Source organism: Staphylococcus marylandisciuri, assembly GCF_025519785.1.
GTDB classification, from domain to species: domain Bacteria; phylum Bacillota; class Bacilli; order Staphylococcales; family Staphylococcaceae; genus Staphylococcus; species Staphylococcus marylandisciuri.
This window is the reverse complement of record NZ_JAOPKZ010000007.1, coordinates 68,068-85,484: the sequence shown is the minus strand read 5'-3', so window position 1 is coordinate 85,484 and position 17,417 is coordinate 68,068. Positions and strand designations below refer to the sequence as shown.

Here is a 17,417-nt window from a genome sequence, read left to right as displayed (position 1 = left end):
TTTATAAGCACTTAAGACGAATTAGCAGTATAAAAGGGAGCGGGACAGAAATCTTTTTAGTCAAATTAGATTTCTGTCCCGCTCCCTTACTTTAAGCTATTTATGCGTTTAATAACAGATTTTAACTCATTTATACTGCTCATTTTTCTTTTTTATTTGCTATAGGTGGTAAGTATTTGAGCTCCATTGTTGGTCACAAGTATGTCATCCTCGATGCGCACACCAGCAACGCCTTTAACATAAATACCTGGTTCGATCGTTATAACCATACCTTCTTCGAGAACATTGTGATTATCGCCAGAAATATCTTGGTATTCGTGAGCTTCTATACCTATACCGTGACCTAATCTATGCGTGAAATATTCTCCGTATCCATGTTGGGTAATAATATCTCGAGCAATCTTATCAATTTCACTAATTTCAATTCCAGGTTTAATAGCCTTGATTGATTGTGTCTGAGCTTCTTTTACAATTTCATAAATTCTTTGAGCTTGATTATCAGGGGTGCCAAAAGCTATCGTACGAGTGATATCACTGCAATAGTGGTTATATACCACACCCAAATCGAACAGGACATATTCATCTTGTTGTAACTTGCGGTCTCCAGGTACACCATGGGGAGATGCTGCATGATCTCCAAATAAGACCATCGTATCAAAACTCATTTCATTAATACCATATTTCTTTATTTCGTTTTCAATATGATTTACAACTTCTCGTTCAGTACGTCCTTCCTCTAAATAGTCCACGCCAATAGCTACACATCGATCTGCTAAATTTGCAGCTTTTGTTAATTTCTCAATTTCTTCTGATGATTTGATATTGCGTAGGTGTTTTAATGTTTCATCGATGTCACCAAATTGTTGTGTATCAAAGTGCTGTCTGAGTTCACGTTGGCGCTGTAATGTAAGGTGCTCTGCTTCAACTAGCAAGACTGATAAACTTTCACGTGCCTTTAGCAGAGGGTTTTCTGAATCTAAATAACTTATTATTTTTCCAGTAAATGGTGAAAGTTTTACATCTTCTACCTCTAGTTGTGGGCAGAATAGAATTTGTTCTCCATTTGGTTTAATTAATAAGGCGTAGAGTCTTTCGTGAGGATTACTATAGTAGCCCGTTAAATAATAGATGTTAATAGGGCGAGTAATCCAAGCTCCATCAGCGTCTTGTGCTTTAATTGACTCAATAATTCTTTTAATTTTCATAAATTTCACATCCTTTTTAGTATAATAAATTTTAAAATATTTCAAAGTCAATTTGCAACTCCATTGATTAAAATAATTAATATGAAGCATAGTTTAAGGTTTAGAAAAAATTGTTTTACGTTATATCTAAGCCATTACGTGGTATATTTATTAACAAGAATATATTAGGGGAGGATTTATCATGAAACTATCTTTTCATGGACAGTCAACAATTTATTTTGAAGCAAATAATAAAAAAGTAATTGTAGATCCATTTATTACCGGTAATGAATTATCTGATTTAAATGTGGAGGACGTTGAAGTAGATTATATCATATTAACTCACGGTCACGGTGATCACTTTGGCGACACTATAGAGCTCGCTAAAAAGAATAATGCAATGGTAATCGGCTCAGCTGAAGTGGGTGATTATCTAACTACAAATAAGGGACATGAGAATGTTAGACCGATGAATATCGGTGGTAAAGCAGAATTTGAATTTGGAACTGTTAAATTTGTTCAAGCGTTTCATAGTTCAAGTCTAACAGATGATAATGGTATACCAGTTTATTTAGGTATGCCTATGGGATTGATACTCGAAGTAGAAGGCCGCACTATTTATCATACTGGAGATACTGGATTGTTTAGTGATATGAAATTAATTGCTGACCGTCATCCCGTAGATGTATGCTTCATACCAATCGGTGATAACTTTACAATGGGGATTGAAGATGCTAGTTATGCTATTAATGAATTTATTAAACCACAAATTACGGTACCAATTCACTATGATACTTTCCCATACATTGAACAGGATCCAGAAGACTTCAAGTCTGCAGTTAAAAAAGGTGAAGTTCAAATATTAAAACCGGGTGAAGAAGTAACATTTAATTAATAAATGTTCTTCAATAGTGAAGGGAGCGGGACAGAAATCTTTTTATTCAAATTAGATTTCTGTCTCGCTCCCAATTATTAGCATTTATATTCACTTAGATATTACGCATTTACTTGTATCTCTGGATAAAAAGTTAATTGCACTAACAAGCTCCTTTCAAGTTAGCTATGATTTAATAGAACTTTGAAAGGGGCACCTTTATTGTGTAACTACTATGATATCATGCGCTAATTGCTTTTATGCAAGCTTAATCAAGTCATATAAAACGAGACGTAACTTAGCATTATTTAACGATAAGTACAGGGATGTGGGCGCGCTTCGCTACTTTATGACTGACACTACCTAATACAAATTTCTTCTTATCTTCAGCTTTACGGTTACTGAGTACTACAATATCATACTTGCCACTATTAGCTTGTTTCAATAATTTCTCTTTCGCATTACCTCTGACGATAATTTCTTGGTAGTCGATACCATAGTCTTCCAATGCTTTACGAGTGGGCTCTAACGCTTTACTCCGTCTTTCTGTTAACGCATCAATGTGTACGCCGGATTTGATAGAGGCCTGAGCATCTTGCTCACTAATTGAGTTTAAAATCGTTACTACTGTGCCTTCTCCCGCTAATTTTGAAACTTCTTTTAACGCTTTTTCATTCTTCAATTGTGTATCTACACCCAGCAGTATATTTTTATACATAGATCATCCCTCCTTACTTATATTTTAATAAAATAAGGAGTTGTATTTCAATCTAATTTTAAAATTTTTCAAATAAATATATTAATAATAACGAGTCATAACTTTTTTAGTATGATTGACATTGGACGGAGGTGGGTACAAAAGCGATTAGGGTGTGAGCAGGGGCCCCAACAAAGAGAAACGGGGACTACAGTTTCCACAAGCACAGCGAGTTGGGGTGGGGCCCCAACAAAGAGAAACTGGGACATAATGGTCTTTGACTAGAGAGAAAGAGGCTGGGAGATAAATCCACGCCTCTTCAACATCTCGGCAGTAGATGACTGATTTGAAAATGCGCTTGTATCAAGCTTTTTTCAATTCTAGTCATCCTTGCCGGGGCGGGACTACGAAATCATTTTGTTCAAGTTAGATTTCTGTTCCGCTCCCGACTCGCGAGCGTTTCTGTCAAAATCCAGGTTTTTGAACACCGCTTATCGGTTTCCCAGTGCACAGAAACTGTATGTCACAGCCTCGTATTAGCAAGCTGTTTTAAACCTTTATAGGATAATTAGTCTCGAGTATGTAAAACGACGGCATTAAGATTTTTTACTTTTCTTTAAAGTGAAGTAGATTCTAGCTAGATGAATCGCATTTTATCTAAGAAAAAGTTATAATGTCTCTTAAGAGAAAAGAAATAAGATGAGGGAAATATCATGACGAAACACGAACAAATTATAGCCTATATTGAAACTTTATCTATTGGGTCTAAAATCTCTGTGCGTAAAATAGCTAAAGTGCTTCGCGTTTCTGAAGGAACCGCTTATAGAGCGATTAAAGACGCTAGCCGCTTAGGTCTCGTAGCTACTATAGATCGTGTTGGTACGGTGAGAATAGAGAAAAAATCCCGGGATCGCATTGAACAACTTACGTACGACGAAATCGTACAGATTGTCAATGGCAAAGTCCTTGGTGGAAAAGGCGGCTTGTCTAAAACGCTTTCTCAATTTGCTATTGGAGCGATGGAACTTAAAGATGTATTGAAGTATCTTAGTCAACATACGCTCTTAATTGTTGGTAACCGAAGAGAAGTACAGTATAACGCGTTGAAAAAAGGAAGTGCTGTATTAATCACCGGTGGGTTTTCTACTTCTAAAGAGATCATTCAATATGCTAACAAACACGAACTTCCTCTCATCTCTTGTAATTATGACTCGTATATGGCGGCAAATTTAATTAATCGCTCACTTTATAATAAAAAAATACGAACGGAAGTACTCGTCGTGGAGGATATTGCCAAATCGATCGATGAAACTTGCGTGCTTTTAGAGAATATGACGCTTCGTGATTATAAAGAAAGGGCAACTGCTACCGGTCATTCTAGATTTCCAGTAATAGATGATAACTGGCGTCTTACAGGATTAGTGACTAGTAAAGAAATAATAAATATGGGCGAAAATGATTCTGTCAAATTGCATATGTCTACACCGCCTATTTATGCTCAATTACACACGACGATTGCAAGTTGTGCCTATATGATGATATGGGAAGGTATTGAGCTACTACCCGTTGTCTCTCCGAGTAAGAAGTTAGTTGGAGTAATTACTAGGGAAGATGTCTTGAAAGCCATGCATGTAATCGGCCAACAGCCACATGTCGGGGAGACGATTAACGACCAAATTGCTAAACATATTACATTAAAAAATGACAAGATTAAATTACTCGTTTCTCCGTTACTTACTAATCAGTTTGGGATGTTAAGTAAGTCGGTTATTGTAGCTATCATTGAAGAAACAATACGTTATGAATTTCATAAGTTTAAAAAATTAGAAGTTATGATAGAGAGCTTAAATATCGTTTATATCAAATCACTACCTATTGAATCAGATATAGAAGTTAGTTATGATATGTTAGATATCGGTAGAAGTTTCGCTAAGGTGGAAGTAACCATGCACAGTAATAATGAACGAGTAGTTAGCGCCATGATTATGTGCCAATTATTAGATTAGTAGTAACCTCAGGGTTGATTAGAATAATATTACACGCCTTGAGGTGAGTTTAATTAATGTGGAAAGAGGATTATACAAATATGGCAAAAGAATTCGAACTTATTATGGATAGAATTAAAGAAGCACAAACAATTATTATACATAGACATGTTAGACCAGATCCTGATGCGTATGGTTCACAATTGGGATTAAAACGCTATTTAACACTTAAATTTCCTGAGAAAAAAGTTTATGCAGTAGGTGAAACTGAGGATTCCTTGGAATTTATGGGTAGCCCTGATGATATTAGTGATGATGTGTATCAAGGAGCGCTCGTTATCGTCTGTGATACTGCAAATGCTCCTAGAATTAGTGATGGACGGTTTAATCTAGGTAAACATCTGTTGAAAATTGATCATCATCCTCCAACTGATCAGTATGGCGAAGTGAATTATGTTGATGTCACTGCTTCTTCTACTAGTGAAATTATCTTTGATATGATTGATTACTTTAATGACGTTACGATGATTGACCAAGAGGTAGCTCGATTACTTTATTTAGGTATAGTAGGTGATACGGGTCGTTTCTTATTTAATAATACAACCCCTCATACTATGGAAATTGGTGCACGTCTATTAAATTACGAGTTTGATCATATGAACGCACTCAATCAATTAGCTGAAAAAGATCCGAAGTTGTTACCGTTTCAAGGTTATGTTCTTCAAAACTTTACTTTAAATGATAAAGGATTTGCAAAGGTACAAATTACTTCAGATGTACTTAAAAAATATCAATTAGTTCCCAATGAAGCATCACTCTTTGTAAATACTATAGCTGATATACAAGGTTTAAAGATTTGGGTATTTGCAGTCGATGAGGGTTCCGAAATTCGCTGTCGGATACGTTCTAAAGGAATTATTATCAATGATGTAGCCAATGACTTTGGTGGGGGAGGCCATCCAAATGCTTCAGGGGTTTCAGTTAGAGATTGGCAGAGGTTTAATGAGTTAGCTGAAGCGTTAGATAGTAAGCTCTAATAGGAGGTCAGGTAGTATGCAAGCTCATTTAAATATTCATACCTCATACGATTTATTAAATTCAAGTATTCGAATTAAAGAGGTAGTCAGTAAAGCGGTTAAAGAAGGATATCAAGCGCTTGCAATTACCGATACAAATGTACTCTATGGTTACCCACAGTTCTATGATGCCTGCATAGAAGCAGGCATACATCCCATCTTTGGAATGACTACCTATTTGACTGACGGATTAACGTCAGTTGAAACGCTTATACTAGCTAAGAATAACTCAGGGCTTCAATTACTTTACGAGCTGTCTACAAACTTGCAACTAGAAGACTTAACGGAAATGCCTATATCTTGGGTTAGCAGTCAAACGCAAGACCTTGCGTTGATTTTAAAAAATCTCAATTCTAACAATGAGACGATTTTAAAACATTTCACTCAGCTAGATGGAATTTATCAAAACCATGAGAGTTCTGCTTCCTATCAAATTCCTAAAGTATGGGCGCAAAGTGCCTGTTATTTAAATAAAGAAGATGTTGATACTATACCAGCGCTACATGCTATAAGAGATAATCAAAAATTAGATTTAGTTAATGATGTTCAAGACTTAGATCAGTATTTTTATAGCAGGAATGAAATTCAGCAATTAAATATAGATGACATGATCTGGAAGAATACAGAACAAATAGTAGCTGAATGTCAGGCCGAATTGCACTATCATCAGTCTTTATTGCCCAAATTTCAAACGCCTGACCAAATAAGTTCTAAACACTATTTATGGCAACTACTTCAAAAAGGATTAAAAAAGAAAAATTTAGATAATCCCCAATACCTGGAAAGACTAGAGCACGAATATCAAGTTATCACTGAAATGGGTTTTGAGGATTACTTTCTAATTGTAAGTGATCTTATTTATTTTGCTAAAACACATGATGTAATGGTGGGGCCTGGACGTGGATCAGCAGCTGGTTCTTTAGTTAGTTATTTGTTAGATATTACCACTATCGATCCATTAAAATATAATTTATTGTTTGAGCGTTTTTTGAACCCTGAACGTGTAACGATGCCTGATATTGATATAGATTTCGAAGATAGCAAACGCGATCGTGTGATAGAATATGTGCAAGAGAAATACGGCAGTTCTCACGTAGCAGGTATCGTGACATTTGGGCATTTACAAGCGAGAGCCGTTGCGAGGGATGTTGGGCGAATTATGGGCTTTGATGAAGTTACTTTGAATGAGATTTCTTCATTAATTCCTCATAAATTAGGAATCACGCTTAATCAAGCCTACGACAATAAGAAATTTCAAGAATTTGTCCGACGCAATTACAGACATGAGAAATGGTTTGAGATCAGTAAGAAATTAGAAGGTCTACCGCGACATACTTCTACACATGCTGCAGGAATTATCATCAATAATCATCCGTTGGTTAGATACGTGCCGCTTACGGTAGGTGATAATGGATTATTGACCCAGTGGACTATGACTGAAGATGAGCGACTGGGACTGTTGAAAATTGACTTTCTTGGATTAAGAAATCTGTCGATCATACAAAATATTATTAAACAAGTAGCTTATCATCAAAAAGAGCAGATAGATGTGGAATCTATACCTTTCGATGATCCTAAAGTATTTTCCTTGCTTTCAAGTGGGAATACTACAGGAATATTTCAACTTGAATCAGAGGGGATTCGTGATGTATTACAGCGATTGAAACCTCAGCATTTTGAAGATATTGTCGCTGTCACCTCTCTATACCGACCGGGACCTATGGAAGAGATCCCCACTTATATCACGCGGCGCCATGATCCCTCACAAGTCCAGTATTTACATCCTGACCTTGAGCCTATATTACACAACACGTATGGCGTTATCATCTATCAAGAACAAATTATGCAAATCGCTAATAAGTTTGCAGGATTCAACTTTGGCGAAGCGGATATACTACGTCGTGCGATGAGCAAAAAAAATAGGGCAGTTCTCGAAAGTGAGCGTCATCATTTTATAGAGGGGTCTGTTGAGAGAGGATATAGTGCTGAAGTAAGTAAAAAGATATTTGATTTAATCTTAAAGTTTGCTAATTACGGGTTCGCCCGTGCTCATGCAGTTAGCTATTCTAAAATTGCTTACATCATGGCTTATCTTAAAGTTCATTATCCAAATTACTTTTACGCTAATATACTTACTAATTCAATTGGCAGTGAACAAAAGACAAAAATGATTGTTGATGAAGCTAAACAACAAAATATTACAATACTTCCACCTAATATTAACGAAAGTTTCTGGTTCTATAGACCGACTAAGAAAGCAATTTATCTCTCTTTAGGGACAGTAAAAAGAGTTGGTTACCAAAGTGTTAAAGTAATAGTTGAAGAACGTAAGAAGAATGGCCCTTATAAAGATTTTATGGACTTTACTCGGCGATTGCCAAAGCGAGTTAAGACAGTCTCATTACTTGAAGCGCTAGTACTTGTAGGGGCATTTGATCACCTTGGTCACACGAGAGCAACTCTACTCAGTACGATAGATAGAGTGATGGATGATGTAAGTGATGTTGAACAAGATGGATTTATCTTTAAAACTTTAACACCTAAAGAAGAGTATGAAGAAAAAAAAGAACTACCTGATCAATTATTAAGTAAGTACGAAAAAGATTATCTCGGTTTTTACATTACTAAACACCCGATGGAAAAACTTTTTGACCAAAAGCAATATTTAGGTATTTATCAATTAGGTAAAGCTTTAAATCACCAACCGATTTTAATCCAAATTGAAGATATCAAGCGTATCAGAACTAAAAATGGTCAAAACATGGCCTTTACTTCTTTAAATGATGGTATAAAAACGGTGGATGGAGTAATATTTCCAAATGTATATAAACGAAATGAGTTAGACTTAAAGATTGATAATATACTGATTGTGTATGGTAAATTTGAGGAAAGAAGAAATAAATTACAACTTATAGTGAATAAATGTGAAACTTTGGATCAGTTTGAACAGCAAAAGCTAAATAGTCTCAACTACATTGTTGTTAGAAAGCATTTAACAGATGAAACGAAGCAATTCTTAATTGATCCTCATATGTCGGAGTACAAAGTAATGATTTATTATTATGACGCGAATCAGAAGCAACTAGTTCCAGAAGGTCATATTAAATATGCAACGGATGTTATCAATTCGTTTATTGAACAATTTTCACCAAGGGATATTAGGATTATATAACTTTATGACCTAAATAAATTATGATATAGTAAACTGATGGTTAATTAGGTATAGCCATCAGTTTTTAAATTAGTATATATTTTTATTACATGGCTTAAAATAACCAACTAAAATTCTGGATAGTAATGTAATAAAAGTGTATATTGATGATTAACTCGTAATCGCTAGGTAAAGGAGTTTTCATATGACATTAAGAGATGAAGCATTAGAAATGCATAGAAGAAATCAAGGTAAACTAGAAGTAGCGCCTAAAGTTAAAGTTACTAATAAAGAAGAGCTAAGTTTAGCTTACTCTCCTGGTGTTGCTGAGCCTTGCAAAGAAATCCATGAAGATCCAAGAAAAGTTTTTGACTATACTATGAAGCGTAACACTGTAGCAGTAGTTAGTGATGGAACAGCAGTTCTAGGACTAGGAAACATCGGTGCCGAAGCTAGCATTCCAGTTATGGAAGGAAAGGCTGTTCTATTTAAAAGCTTCTCCGGAATTGATGGGGTTCCTATCTCGTTGAAAACGAATGATACAGATGAAATTGTTAATACAGTTAAATTACTTGAGCCGAATTATGGTGGTATTAATTTAGAAGATATTTCAGCTCCACGTTGCTTTGAAATTGAAGAGAGATTAAAAAAAGAAACAAATATTCCAGTGTTCCACGATGATCAACATGGTACAGCTATAGTTACGGTAGCAGGTCTTATCAATGCTTTACGTATTGTAGATAAAGATATGTCTGATATTAAGGTTGTATTGAATGGGGCTGGTGCTGCAGGTATAGCTATAGTAAAATTATTATATTCATATGGTATTAGAAATATGATCATGTGTGACTCAAAAGGCGCTATTTATGAAGGTAGACCACACGGAATGAACAAAACGAAAGATCAAGTAGCTAAATGGACTAACCGAGATAAAACAGAAGGAAACTTAGAAGATGTTATTAAAGATGCTGATGTATTTATTGGTGTTTCAGTCGCTGACATTTTATCTCAAGACATGGTACGTTCTATGGCTGATGATCCTATTATATTTGCTATGGCCAATCCAAACCCTGAAATAACCCCAGATGATGCTAAAGAGGCTGGAGCTAAGGTTATCGGTACAGGTCGTTCTGATAATCCTAATCAGATTAACAACGTGTTAGCCTTCCCTGGTATTTTTAGAGGCGCATTAGATGTGGAAGCTACTCATATTAATGAAGAAATGAAACAAGCTGCAGTTGAAGCTATTGCTAATCTCATTGATCCTAGTGAACTAGAACCAGATTACTGCATCCCTGGCCCATTTGATTCTCGTGTAGCGCCATCTGTGGCAAGAGAAGTAGCTCGAGCGGCCATGGACTCAGGTGTAGCTCGTATTGAATTAGACCCAGAGGATATTTATAATAACACGATGAAACTTACAGACCTAAATGATAAATAATTAATTAAAAAATAAGGGTTTAGTTGAATGAACTTTTATTTTTATTCACATATTTGTAGTAAATAACGAGATTTCTAAATAACGATTCGTTTATTTACTATCTACCCTTAGAGAGTGGTAAGTGTTACTGCAATTTCCACTCTCTTTAATACATATTATATATTTACTATCAATTAATGTTGATGTACGTCCAATTTAAACGTGGAGGTTTACTAATGTTTAAAGACTTTTTTAATCGAAGCAGTAAAAAGAAAAAATATGTTACAGTCTCGGATTCAAAACAAAACGACGTTCCAGCTGGGATAATGACCAAATGTCCTAAATGTAAAAAGATAATGTACACCAAGGAATTAGCCGAAAATTTAAATGTTTGTTTCAACTGCGATCACCATTTGATATTAACTGCTCACGATAGAATAGCAGCTATTTCAGATGAAAATACATTTGAAGAATTTGATAAAGGAATGACTTCAGCTAATCCATTAGATTTTCCTAGCTATGAAGAGAAAGTACAAAAAGATCAAGAAAAGACGGGGTTAAGTGAAGCTGTAGTCACGGGTACAGCAGAACTCGAAGGTGTTAAATATGGCGTAGCTGTGATGGATTCACGCTTTCGAATGGGCAGTATGGGTTCTGTAGTTGGAGAAAAAATATGTCGTATCATTGAACATTCAACTCAACATAACCTACCGTTTATTTTGTTCTCTGCCAGTGGTGGTGCTCGTATGCAAGAAGGTATCATCTCCTTGATGCAAATGGGCAAGACGAGTGTATCACTCAAGAGACATATGGATAACGGTTTGCTTTATATCTCATATATAACTAATCCTACAACTGGTGGCGTATCTGCAAGCTTTGCATCTGTAGGTGATATCAACATTAGTGAACCAAAAGCACTTATTGGCTTTGCTGGTCGTCGTGTTATAGAACAGACAATTAATGAAAAGCTACCTGATGACTTCCAAACTTCTGAGTTTCTATTAGAACATGGTCAATTAGATAAAGTCGTTCATCGTAAGGATATGAGAGATACTTTATCTAATTTGCTTAAAATGCATCAAGAGGTGAATAAAAATGCTTGATTTTGAAAAGCCTTTATATGAAATTAGAAAAAAAATAGATTCTTTAAAAGAATCTCAAGAAAAAAATGATGTAGATTTACAAGAAGAAATCGATATGTTGGAAGCATCACTAGCTCGTGAAACAGAGAAGGTCTACACAAATTTAAAGCCGTGGGACCGCGTACAACTTGCACGTCTTCAAGAAAGACCTACCTCATTAGATTACATCCCATATATTTTCGATTCTTTTATTGAATTGCACGGGGATCGTACTTTTAGAGATGACCCTGCTATGATCGGCGGGATAGGTTATTTAAATGGTAAAGCTGTAACTGTTGTAGGACAGCAGCGTGGGAAAGATACAAAAGATAATATTTATCGTAACTTTGGTATGGCACATCCAGAAGGCTATCGCAAAGCGCTACGTTTAATGAAACAAGCTGAGAAATTTGGCCGTCCGATATTTACTTTTATCGATACAAAAGGCGCATACCCAGGTAAGGCGGCTGAAGAACGTGGTCAAAGTGAATCGATTGCACGCAATCTAGTTGAAATGGCTTCACTCAATGTGCCTGTCATTTCCATAGTTATTGGAGAAGGCGGTAGTGGGGGCGCTTTAGGCTTAGGTATAGCTAACCGTGTATTAATGCTCGAGAATAGCACATATTCAGTTATTTCACCTGAGGGTGCTGCCGGCATACTATGGAAAGATAGCAGTTTAGCTAAGATAGCCGCGGAGACTATGAAAATAACAGCTGGTGATTTAAAAGACTTAAATATTGCTGATGAGATTATTAGTGAACCTCTTGGTGGTGCACATAAAGATGTCGAAGCTCAAGCTGAAAGTATAAAATCTATATTTGAACGTCACTTAGCTGAACTAACTCAATTTAGCCCCGAAGAAATAATTGATCAAAGATATGATAAATTTAGAAATATAGGTGAAATAAAAGAATAGAGCGTTTGAAACAATGACAAGTTGTGACTCGATATCGATGTAAAAATGTGTGATTAGCTAGTTGCTCATTGCACTGACAACTTTCTATAAATAAATTGAGGCAACTCTAGGAGGCTGGGACATAAAGGTCTTTGACTAGAGAGAAAGGGAGCGGGACAGAAATCTTTTTATTCAAATTAGATTTCTGTCCCGCTCCCTTTTCTATTCACATAGCTGCATAAGAATATTTGTGAGATTTTATTTCTCAAACGATGGTTGATCCTATAACTTAAATGCATACTTCTGATTAAATATGACATACTTAATTATTAATTGTCGAATTTAAAACATCATAATTGCTAACTTGAAATCAATAGTATAACCTTAAACGTTTTCATCGCTCAAATAAACCGTTAATCATAGCGGTTGAGCTGTTTTTGTGGTATTTTAGGACTAAGAGATTAAGGTAGAAAGGTAAGTTTTCATGAAAAAAATTGCAGTGTTGACAAGTGGCGGCGATTCACCAGGGATGAATGCAGCTGTAAGAGCAGTCGTACGTACAGCTATTTATAATGAGATTGAAGTATATGGAATCTACCAAGGATACCAAGGGCTAATTAACGACGATATTCATAAACTGGAACTTGGCTCAGTAGGGGATACTATTCAGCGGGGAGGCACTTTTTTATATTCAGCGCGTTGCCCTGAATTCAAAGAAAAAAGTGTCAGAGAAAAAGGGATTGAGAACCTAAAGCAACGGGGAATAGAAGGACTAGTAGTTATCGGTGGTGATGGCAGTTATCGTGGGGCGCAGCGTATTAGCGAAGAATGTAAGGATATACAAACTATCGGTATACCAGGTACCATCGATAATGACATTAATGGAACTGATTTCACGATCGGCTTTGATACAGCCTTGAATACTATTATACAGTCAGTGGACAAAATCAGAGATACAGCTTCGAGTCATGCTAGAACTTTCATCATAGAAGTTATGGGCAGAGATTGCGGCGATTTAGCACTATGGGCAGGTTTATCTGTGGGTGCTGAAACGATAATTCTTCCCGAAGTAGACACAGATATCAAAGAAATTGCAGAGCGCATTGAAAATGGGATTAAACGAGGAAAAAAACATTCTATAATCATGGTTGCAGAGGGATGTATGACAGGAGAGGCGTGTGCTGATGAGTTATTAAAATATATCAACGTCGATACGCGAGTTTCTGTGCTTGGCCATATCCAACGAGGTGGGAGCCCGACCGGTCAGGATAGAGTTCTCGCTTCACGTTTAGGCGGCTATGCCGTAGACTTATTAATAAAGGGCCACACAGCTAAAGGTGTCGGCATAAGAAATAACAATTTAACTTATACACCATTTGAGGAAATCTTTAGAAATAACGAGCACGAATTTGATTACAGCATGTACGAATTAACAAAAGAACTTTCAATTTAAGTTAGCAGGAGGTATTTAGGAATGAGAAAGACAAAAATTGTTTGTACAATTGGTCCAGCTTCAGAATCTGAAGAAATGATAGAAAAATTAATGAAAGCTGGCATGAATGTTGCGCGTTTAAATTTCTCTCATGGTGATCATGAGGAGCATAAATCACGTATAGACACTATCCGTAAAGTAGCGCAACGCTTAGGTAAAACAGTAGGAATCTTATTAGATACTAAAGGGCCTGAAATACGAACACATAACATGAAAGATGGTGTTATCGAGTTAACGAAAGGTTCCGAAGTAAAGGTTAGTATGACTGAAGTAGAAGGAACGCCAGAAAAAATTTCTGTTACTTACGATCATCTAATCGATGACGTTGAAGAAGGTTCCTACATTCTTTTAGACGATGGATTAATTGAACTACAAGTGAAAGCTATTGATAAAGACAACGGGGAAGTACTATGTGATGTCTTGAATACAGGAGAATTAAAAAATAAAAAAGGTGTCAATCTTCCAGGTGTTAAAGTGAATTTACCTGGTATCACAGATAAGGACGCTGATGATATTCATTTCGGTATCGAGCAAGGCGTTGATTTTATAGCAGCAAGCTTTGTTCGCCGCCCAAGTGATGTGCTAGATATTCGTAAAATTCTTGAAGACCGTGAGTGTAACACAATTAGTATTATACCTAAGATAGAAAATCAAGAAGGTATAGATAATATTAAAGAAATCTTACAAGTTTCAGATGGCTTAATGGTAGCTCGTGGTGATATGGGTGTTGAAATTCCACCTGAATCTGTTCCTATGGTTCAAAAAGACTTAATCAGACAATGTAATAAACTTGGTAAGCCTGTCATTACTGCGACTCAAATGTTAGACTCCATGCAACATAATCCAAGAGCAACACGCGCAGAAGCAAGTGACGTAGCCAATGCTATATATGATGGTACTGACGCAGTTATGCTATCTGGGGAAACAGCTGCTGGTGACTATCCAGAAGAAGCGGTTAAAACAATGCGCAACATCGCTATTTCAGCTGAAGGAGCTCAGGATTATAGAAAGCTATTATCCGATAGAACTGAATTAGTAGAAACATCTTTAGTTAATGCAATCGGTGTTTCTGTTGCTCATACTGCGCTTAATCTTAATGTTAAGGCAATTGTGGCAGCTACTGAAAGTGGTTCAACGGCACGTACAATTTCAAAATACAGACCACATTCAGATATAATTGCAGTAACACCTCATCCCGAGACAGCACGTCAAAGTGCCATTGTATGGGGTATCCATCCTGTAGTTAAAGAAGGTCGTAAAACAACAGACTCACTACTCAATAATGCAGTCGCTACAGCGGTAGAAACTGAGCGCGTTAAAAATGGTGACCTTATCATTATTACTGCCGGAGTACCGACTGGTGAGCCGGGTACTACGAACATGATGAAGCTTCATTTAGTTGGCGATGAATTAGCTAGCGGTCAAGGTGTGGGTCGTAGTTCGGTAGTAGGTCGCACTGTAATCGCTAGAGATGCAAGTGACCTTGAAAATAAAGATTTAACGGATGCTATAATCGTGACTACTTCGGTAGATGAATCACTAGTGCCATATATTGAACAAGCGAAAGGACTAGTTACAGAAGAAAATGGTATTACTTCACCAAGTGCGATAATAGGGTTAGAAAAAGGCATTCCTACTGTAGTAGGAGTGAACAATGCAATAGAGATTATTGATGCTGACGCACTTGTTACTGTAGATGCTAACCAAGGTAAAGTGTTTGAAGGTTACGCTAATGTGCTTTAAATAAACGGATGATATTATATAATTCTCCCTGCTTAGATAATGAATAGAAGTTGTCTAAGTAGGGGTTTTTATTTTAGTCAATATTTACTACTGTCATATCCATACTACAGCTTTCTATATTTAAAATATATATAAAAGCCAGCATTTAGTTAGTGTACAGAGTAAATTGAACTCTCGCATTCTAACTGGATGCTGGCTTAAATTTAGCTAATGGGTATTAGAATATGCTGAATGAAATTAAGATATAACTTTTAAAGCTTGCTACAATATCGGCTCAGTAGTATGAGCTTGGATCAAGAGTATTTCGTAAATCACAATTACTCTAAATAATTTATTTACTAGAATTGACTCTCTTGTATCTGAGATACATAACACCTAGAATAATGAGCCATATCGGAGCGATATAAATACCAATACGCGTGTCATGATTCACAAATAACAAGCAAAATACTATTAAGAAGAACAGTAGTATGAGATAACCCATATACTTACCACCCGGCAGTTTATATCTCGCTTGTTTGTGAGCTTTCGGGTTAGTACGATGGTACTTTATATACGCTAAAGTGATTATCATCCAAACGATGATAAATAAGATCGTGGATAAGCTCGTAATGTAAGTAAATACTAATGTTGAGTTGGGTATCACATAGTTTAGAAATGCTGCTATAAATAATAGTAATGATGAAGCAATAATTGCAATATTAGGCACACCATTTTTATTTGTACTTTCAAAAATAGGAGGTGCTTGTTCTTTTTTAGCTAACCCAAATAACATGCGACTGTTAGAGAAAATACCGCTATTACAAGAAGAAGCTGCTGCAGTTAGCACTACAAAGTTGATAATTCCAGCTGCAAATGGAATGCCAATTAAAGCAAAAAGCTTTACGAACGGACTGTCATCAGGGTTGATTTGAGTCCAGGGAATGATTGACATAATAATAGCTAACGATCCAACATAGAATATCAATATTCTTATTGGTACGCTGTTAATAGCTTTAGGGATAATCGTTTTCGGATCTTTAGTTTCTCCAGCAGTTACACCAATGAGTTCTATCCCTACAAATGAGAATGTAGCCATTTGGAAAGACATCATAAAACCATTTAAGCCATCTGAGAAGAAACCGTGTTTATAAATGTTCGCCAATGAAGCATGACCAAAAGGCGTTTTGAAAGCAAATACGATCATGACTATACCGATCACTATTAAAGCGATAATAGTGACGACTTTGATAATCGCGAACCAGAACTCTAATTCACCAAATAATTTAGCACTTAGTAAGTTTAAGAACATTAAGAATAAGACGCAGAATAGCGCAGTCAACCAGTTCGGTATATCAGGAAACCAGTAACTTACATACTTAGCTACCGCTGTGACTTCAGCCATTCCGGTAATAACCCAACTTAGCCAGTAAGTCCAACCAGTAATAAAGCCGGCAAATGGTCCTAAATAGTGACCTGTGACGTCTGCAAATGATTTGAAATGCGTATTTTCGACCATAATTTCTCCCAAACCTCGCATAAACATAAATAGCACAAAGCCTATAATGATATATGTAAGTAGAATGGAAGGCCCTGTGAGGTTAATCGTCTGTCCTGCCCCTAAGAATAGCCCTGTACCTATTGCTCCCCCAATTGCAATCAGTTGCACATGGCGACTACTTAATTCTCGTTGTAACTGTTGTTTTGCCATTTAGCAATCTCCTTTGTTTATAGATTTACCGTAAATAAACTCCCCTTAAATCGTTTACGTACAGTGTAATAGTAATGAGTAGCTAA

13 protein-coding genes are annotated in these 17,417 nt (G+C 36.3%); 10 read left to right on the top strand and 3 right to left on the bottom strand.

The window, feature by feature from the left end:
* Positions 1 to 152 precede the first annotated feature (152 nt).
* A complete protein-coding gene (locus tag N9R04_RS05420; protein WP_262855559.1) occupies positions 153 to 1,205 on the bottom strand; it encodes a M24 family metallopeptidase in 1,053 nt (350 codons plus the stop codon).
* Between the two features lie 181 nt (positions 1,206 to 1,386).
* Here N9R04_RS05420 and N9R04_RS05415 point away from each other — a divergent pair, with 181 nt between their 5' ends.
* On the top strand, positions 1,387 to 2,079 hold the full coding sequence (locus tag N9R04_RS05415) for a metal-dependent hydrolase (protein ID WP_262855557.1): 693 nt from the start codon (positions 1,387 to 1,389) through the stop codon (positions 2,077 to 2,079).
* A gap of 283 nt (positions 2,080 to 2,362) precedes the next feature.
* Here N9R04_RS05415 and N9R04_RS05410 read toward each other — a convergent pair whose 3' ends face one another.
* Positions 2,363 to 2,776 carry a universal stress protein gene (locus N9R04_RS05410; RefSeq protein WP_262855556.1) on the bottom strand — a complete coding sequence of 138 codons (414 nt, stop codon included), beginning with the start codon at positions 2,774 to 2,776 and terminating at the stop codon, positions 2,363 to 2,365.
* 111 nt (positions 2,777 to 2,887) lie between these two features.
* Between N9R04_RS05410 and N9R04_RS05405 the strand changes: the two genes are divergently transcribed.
* The 9 genes from N9R04_RS05405 (at position 2,888) to pyk (ending at position 15,641) form a co-directional block, all read left to right on the top strand.
* Complete coding sequence (locus N9R04_RS05405; protein WP_262855555.1) at positions 2,888 to 3,040, top strand: hypothetical protein; 153 nt, start codon at positions 2,888 to 2,890, stop codon at positions 3,038 to 3,040.
* A gap of 428 nt (positions 3,041 to 3,468) precedes the next feature.
* Positions 3,469 to 4,761, top strand: a complete 1,293-nt coding sequence (locus N9R04_RS05400) for a DRTGG domain-containing protein (RefSeq protein WP_262855554.1) — start codon at positions 3,469 to 3,471, stop codon at positions 4,759 to 4,761.
* Positions 4,762 to 4,841: 80 nt separating this feature from the next.
* Positions 4,842 to 5,777 carry a DHH family phosphoesterase gene (locus N9R04_RS05395; protein ID WP_262855553.1) on the top strand — a complete coding sequence of 312 codons (936 nt, stop codon included), beginning with the start codon at positions 4,842 to 4,844 and terminating at the stop codon, positions 5,775 to 5,777.
* Positions 5,778 to 5,793: 16 nt separating this feature from the next.
* Complete coding sequence (locus N9R04_RS05390) at positions 5,794 to 8,988, top strand: DNA polymerase III subunit alpha (RefSeq protein ID WP_262855552.1); 3,195 nt, start codon at positions 5,794 to 5,796, stop codon at positions 8,986 to 8,988.
* Positions 8,989 to 9,172: 184 nt separating this feature from the next.
* Positions 9,173 to 10,408: an NADP-dependent malic enzyme gene (gene ystJ / locus N9R04_RS05385; RefSeq protein WP_262855551.1), complete on the top strand. Its 1,236-nt coding sequence runs from the start codon at positions 9,173 to 9,175 to the stop codon at positions 10,406 to 10,408.
* Between the two features lie 215 nt (positions 10,409 to 10,623).
* On the top strand, positions 10,624 to 11,490 hold the full coding sequence (gene accD / locus N9R04_RS05380) for an acetyl-CoA carboxylase, carboxyltransferase subunit beta (RefSeq protein WP_262855550.1): 867 nt from the start codon (positions 10,624 to 10,626) through the stop codon (positions 11,488 to 11,490).
* On the top strand, positions 11,483 to 12,427 hold the full coding sequence (locus tag N9R04_RS05375) for an acetyl-CoA carboxylase carboxyltransferase subunit alpha (RefSeq protein WP_262855549.1): 945 nt from the start codon (positions 11,483 to 11,485) through the stop codon (positions 12,425 to 12,427). The genes accD and N9R04_RS05375 overlap by 8 nt, the downstream gene beginning before the upstream one ends.
* 463 nt (positions 12,428 to 12,890) lie before the next feature.
* Entirely contained in the window at positions 12,891 to 13,859 is a 969-nt protein-coding gene (gene pfkA / locus N9R04_RS05370; RefSeq protein WP_262855548.1) for a 6-phosphofructokinase, read from the top strand.
* Between the two features lie 21 nt (positions 13,860 to 13,880).
* The gene (gene pyk / locus N9R04_RS05365) at positions 13,881 to 15,641 is read left to right on the top strand and encodes a pyruvate kinase (protein ID WP_262855544.1); all 1,761 of its coding nucleotides are present in this window, start codon (positions 13,881 to 13,883) and stop codon (positions 15,639 to 15,641) included.
* A 331-nt stretch (positions 15,642 to 15,972) separates the two neighbouring features.
* Here pyk and N9R04_RS05360 read toward each other — a convergent pair whose 3' ends face one another.
* Positions 15,973 to 17,331 carry an amino acid permease gene (locus N9R04_RS05360; RefSeq protein ID WP_262855543.1) on the bottom strand — a complete coding sequence of 453 codons (1,359 nt, stop codon included), beginning with the start codon at positions 17,329 to 17,331 and terminating at the stop codon, positions 15,973 to 15,975.
* Between the last annotated feature and the right edge of the window lie 86 nt (positions 17,332 to 17,417).

Excerpts from the sequence above, each read along its gene's own strand:
- accD (WP_262855550.1), top strand. The coding sequence starts at position 10,624 with ATGTTTAAAGACTTTTTTAATCGAAGCAGTAAAAAGAAAAAATATGTT.
- N9R04_RS05395 (WP_262855553.1), top strand. The coding sequence starts at position 4,842 with ATGGCAAAAGAATTCGAACTTATTATGGATAGAATTAAAGAAGCACAA.
- N9R04_RS05405 (WP_262855555.1), top strand. The coding sequence starts at position 2,888 with ATGATTGACATTGGACGGAGGTGGGTACAAAAGCGATTAGGGTGTGAG.
- N9R04_RS05400 (WP_262855554.1), top strand. The coding sequence starts at position 3,469 with ATGACGAAACACGAACAAATTATAGCCTATATTGAAACTTTATCTATT.
- N9R04_RS05390 (WP_262855552.1), top strand. The coding sequence starts at position 5,794 with ATGCAAGCTCATTTAAATATTCATACCTCATACGATTTATTAAATTCA.
- pyk (WP_262855544.1), top strand. The coding sequence starts at position 13,881 with ATGAGAAAGACAAAAATTGTTTGTACAATTGGTCCAGCTTCAGAATCT.
- N9R04_RS05360 (WP_262855543.1), bottom strand. The coding sequence starts at position 17,331 with ATGGCAAAACAACAGTTACAACGAGAATTAAGTAGTCGCCATGTGCAA.
- N9R04_RS05375 (WP_262855549.1), top strand. The coding sequence starts at position 11,483 with ATGCTTGATTTTGAAAAGCCTTTATATGAAATTAGAAAAAAAATAGAT.
- pfkA (WP_262855548.1), top strand. The coding sequence starts at position 12,891 with ATGAAAAAAATTGCAGTGTTGACAAGTGGCGGCGATTCACCAGGGATG.
- N9R04_RS05420 (WP_262855559.1), bottom strand. The coding sequence starts at position 1,205 with ATGAAAATTAAAAGAATTATTGAGTCAATTAAAGCACAAGACGCTGAT.
- N9R04_RS05415 (WP_262855557.1), top strand. The coding sequence starts at position 1,387 with ATGAAACTATCTTTTCATGGACAGTCAACAATTTATTTTGAAGCAAAT.
- ystJ (WP_262855551.1), top strand. The coding sequence starts at position 9,173 with ATGACATTAAGAGATGAAGCATTAGAAATGCATAGAAGAAATCAAGGT.
- N9R04_RS05410 (WP_262855556.1), bottom strand. The coding sequence starts at position 2,776 with ATGTATAAAAATATACTGCTGGGTGTAGATACACAATTGAAGAATGAA.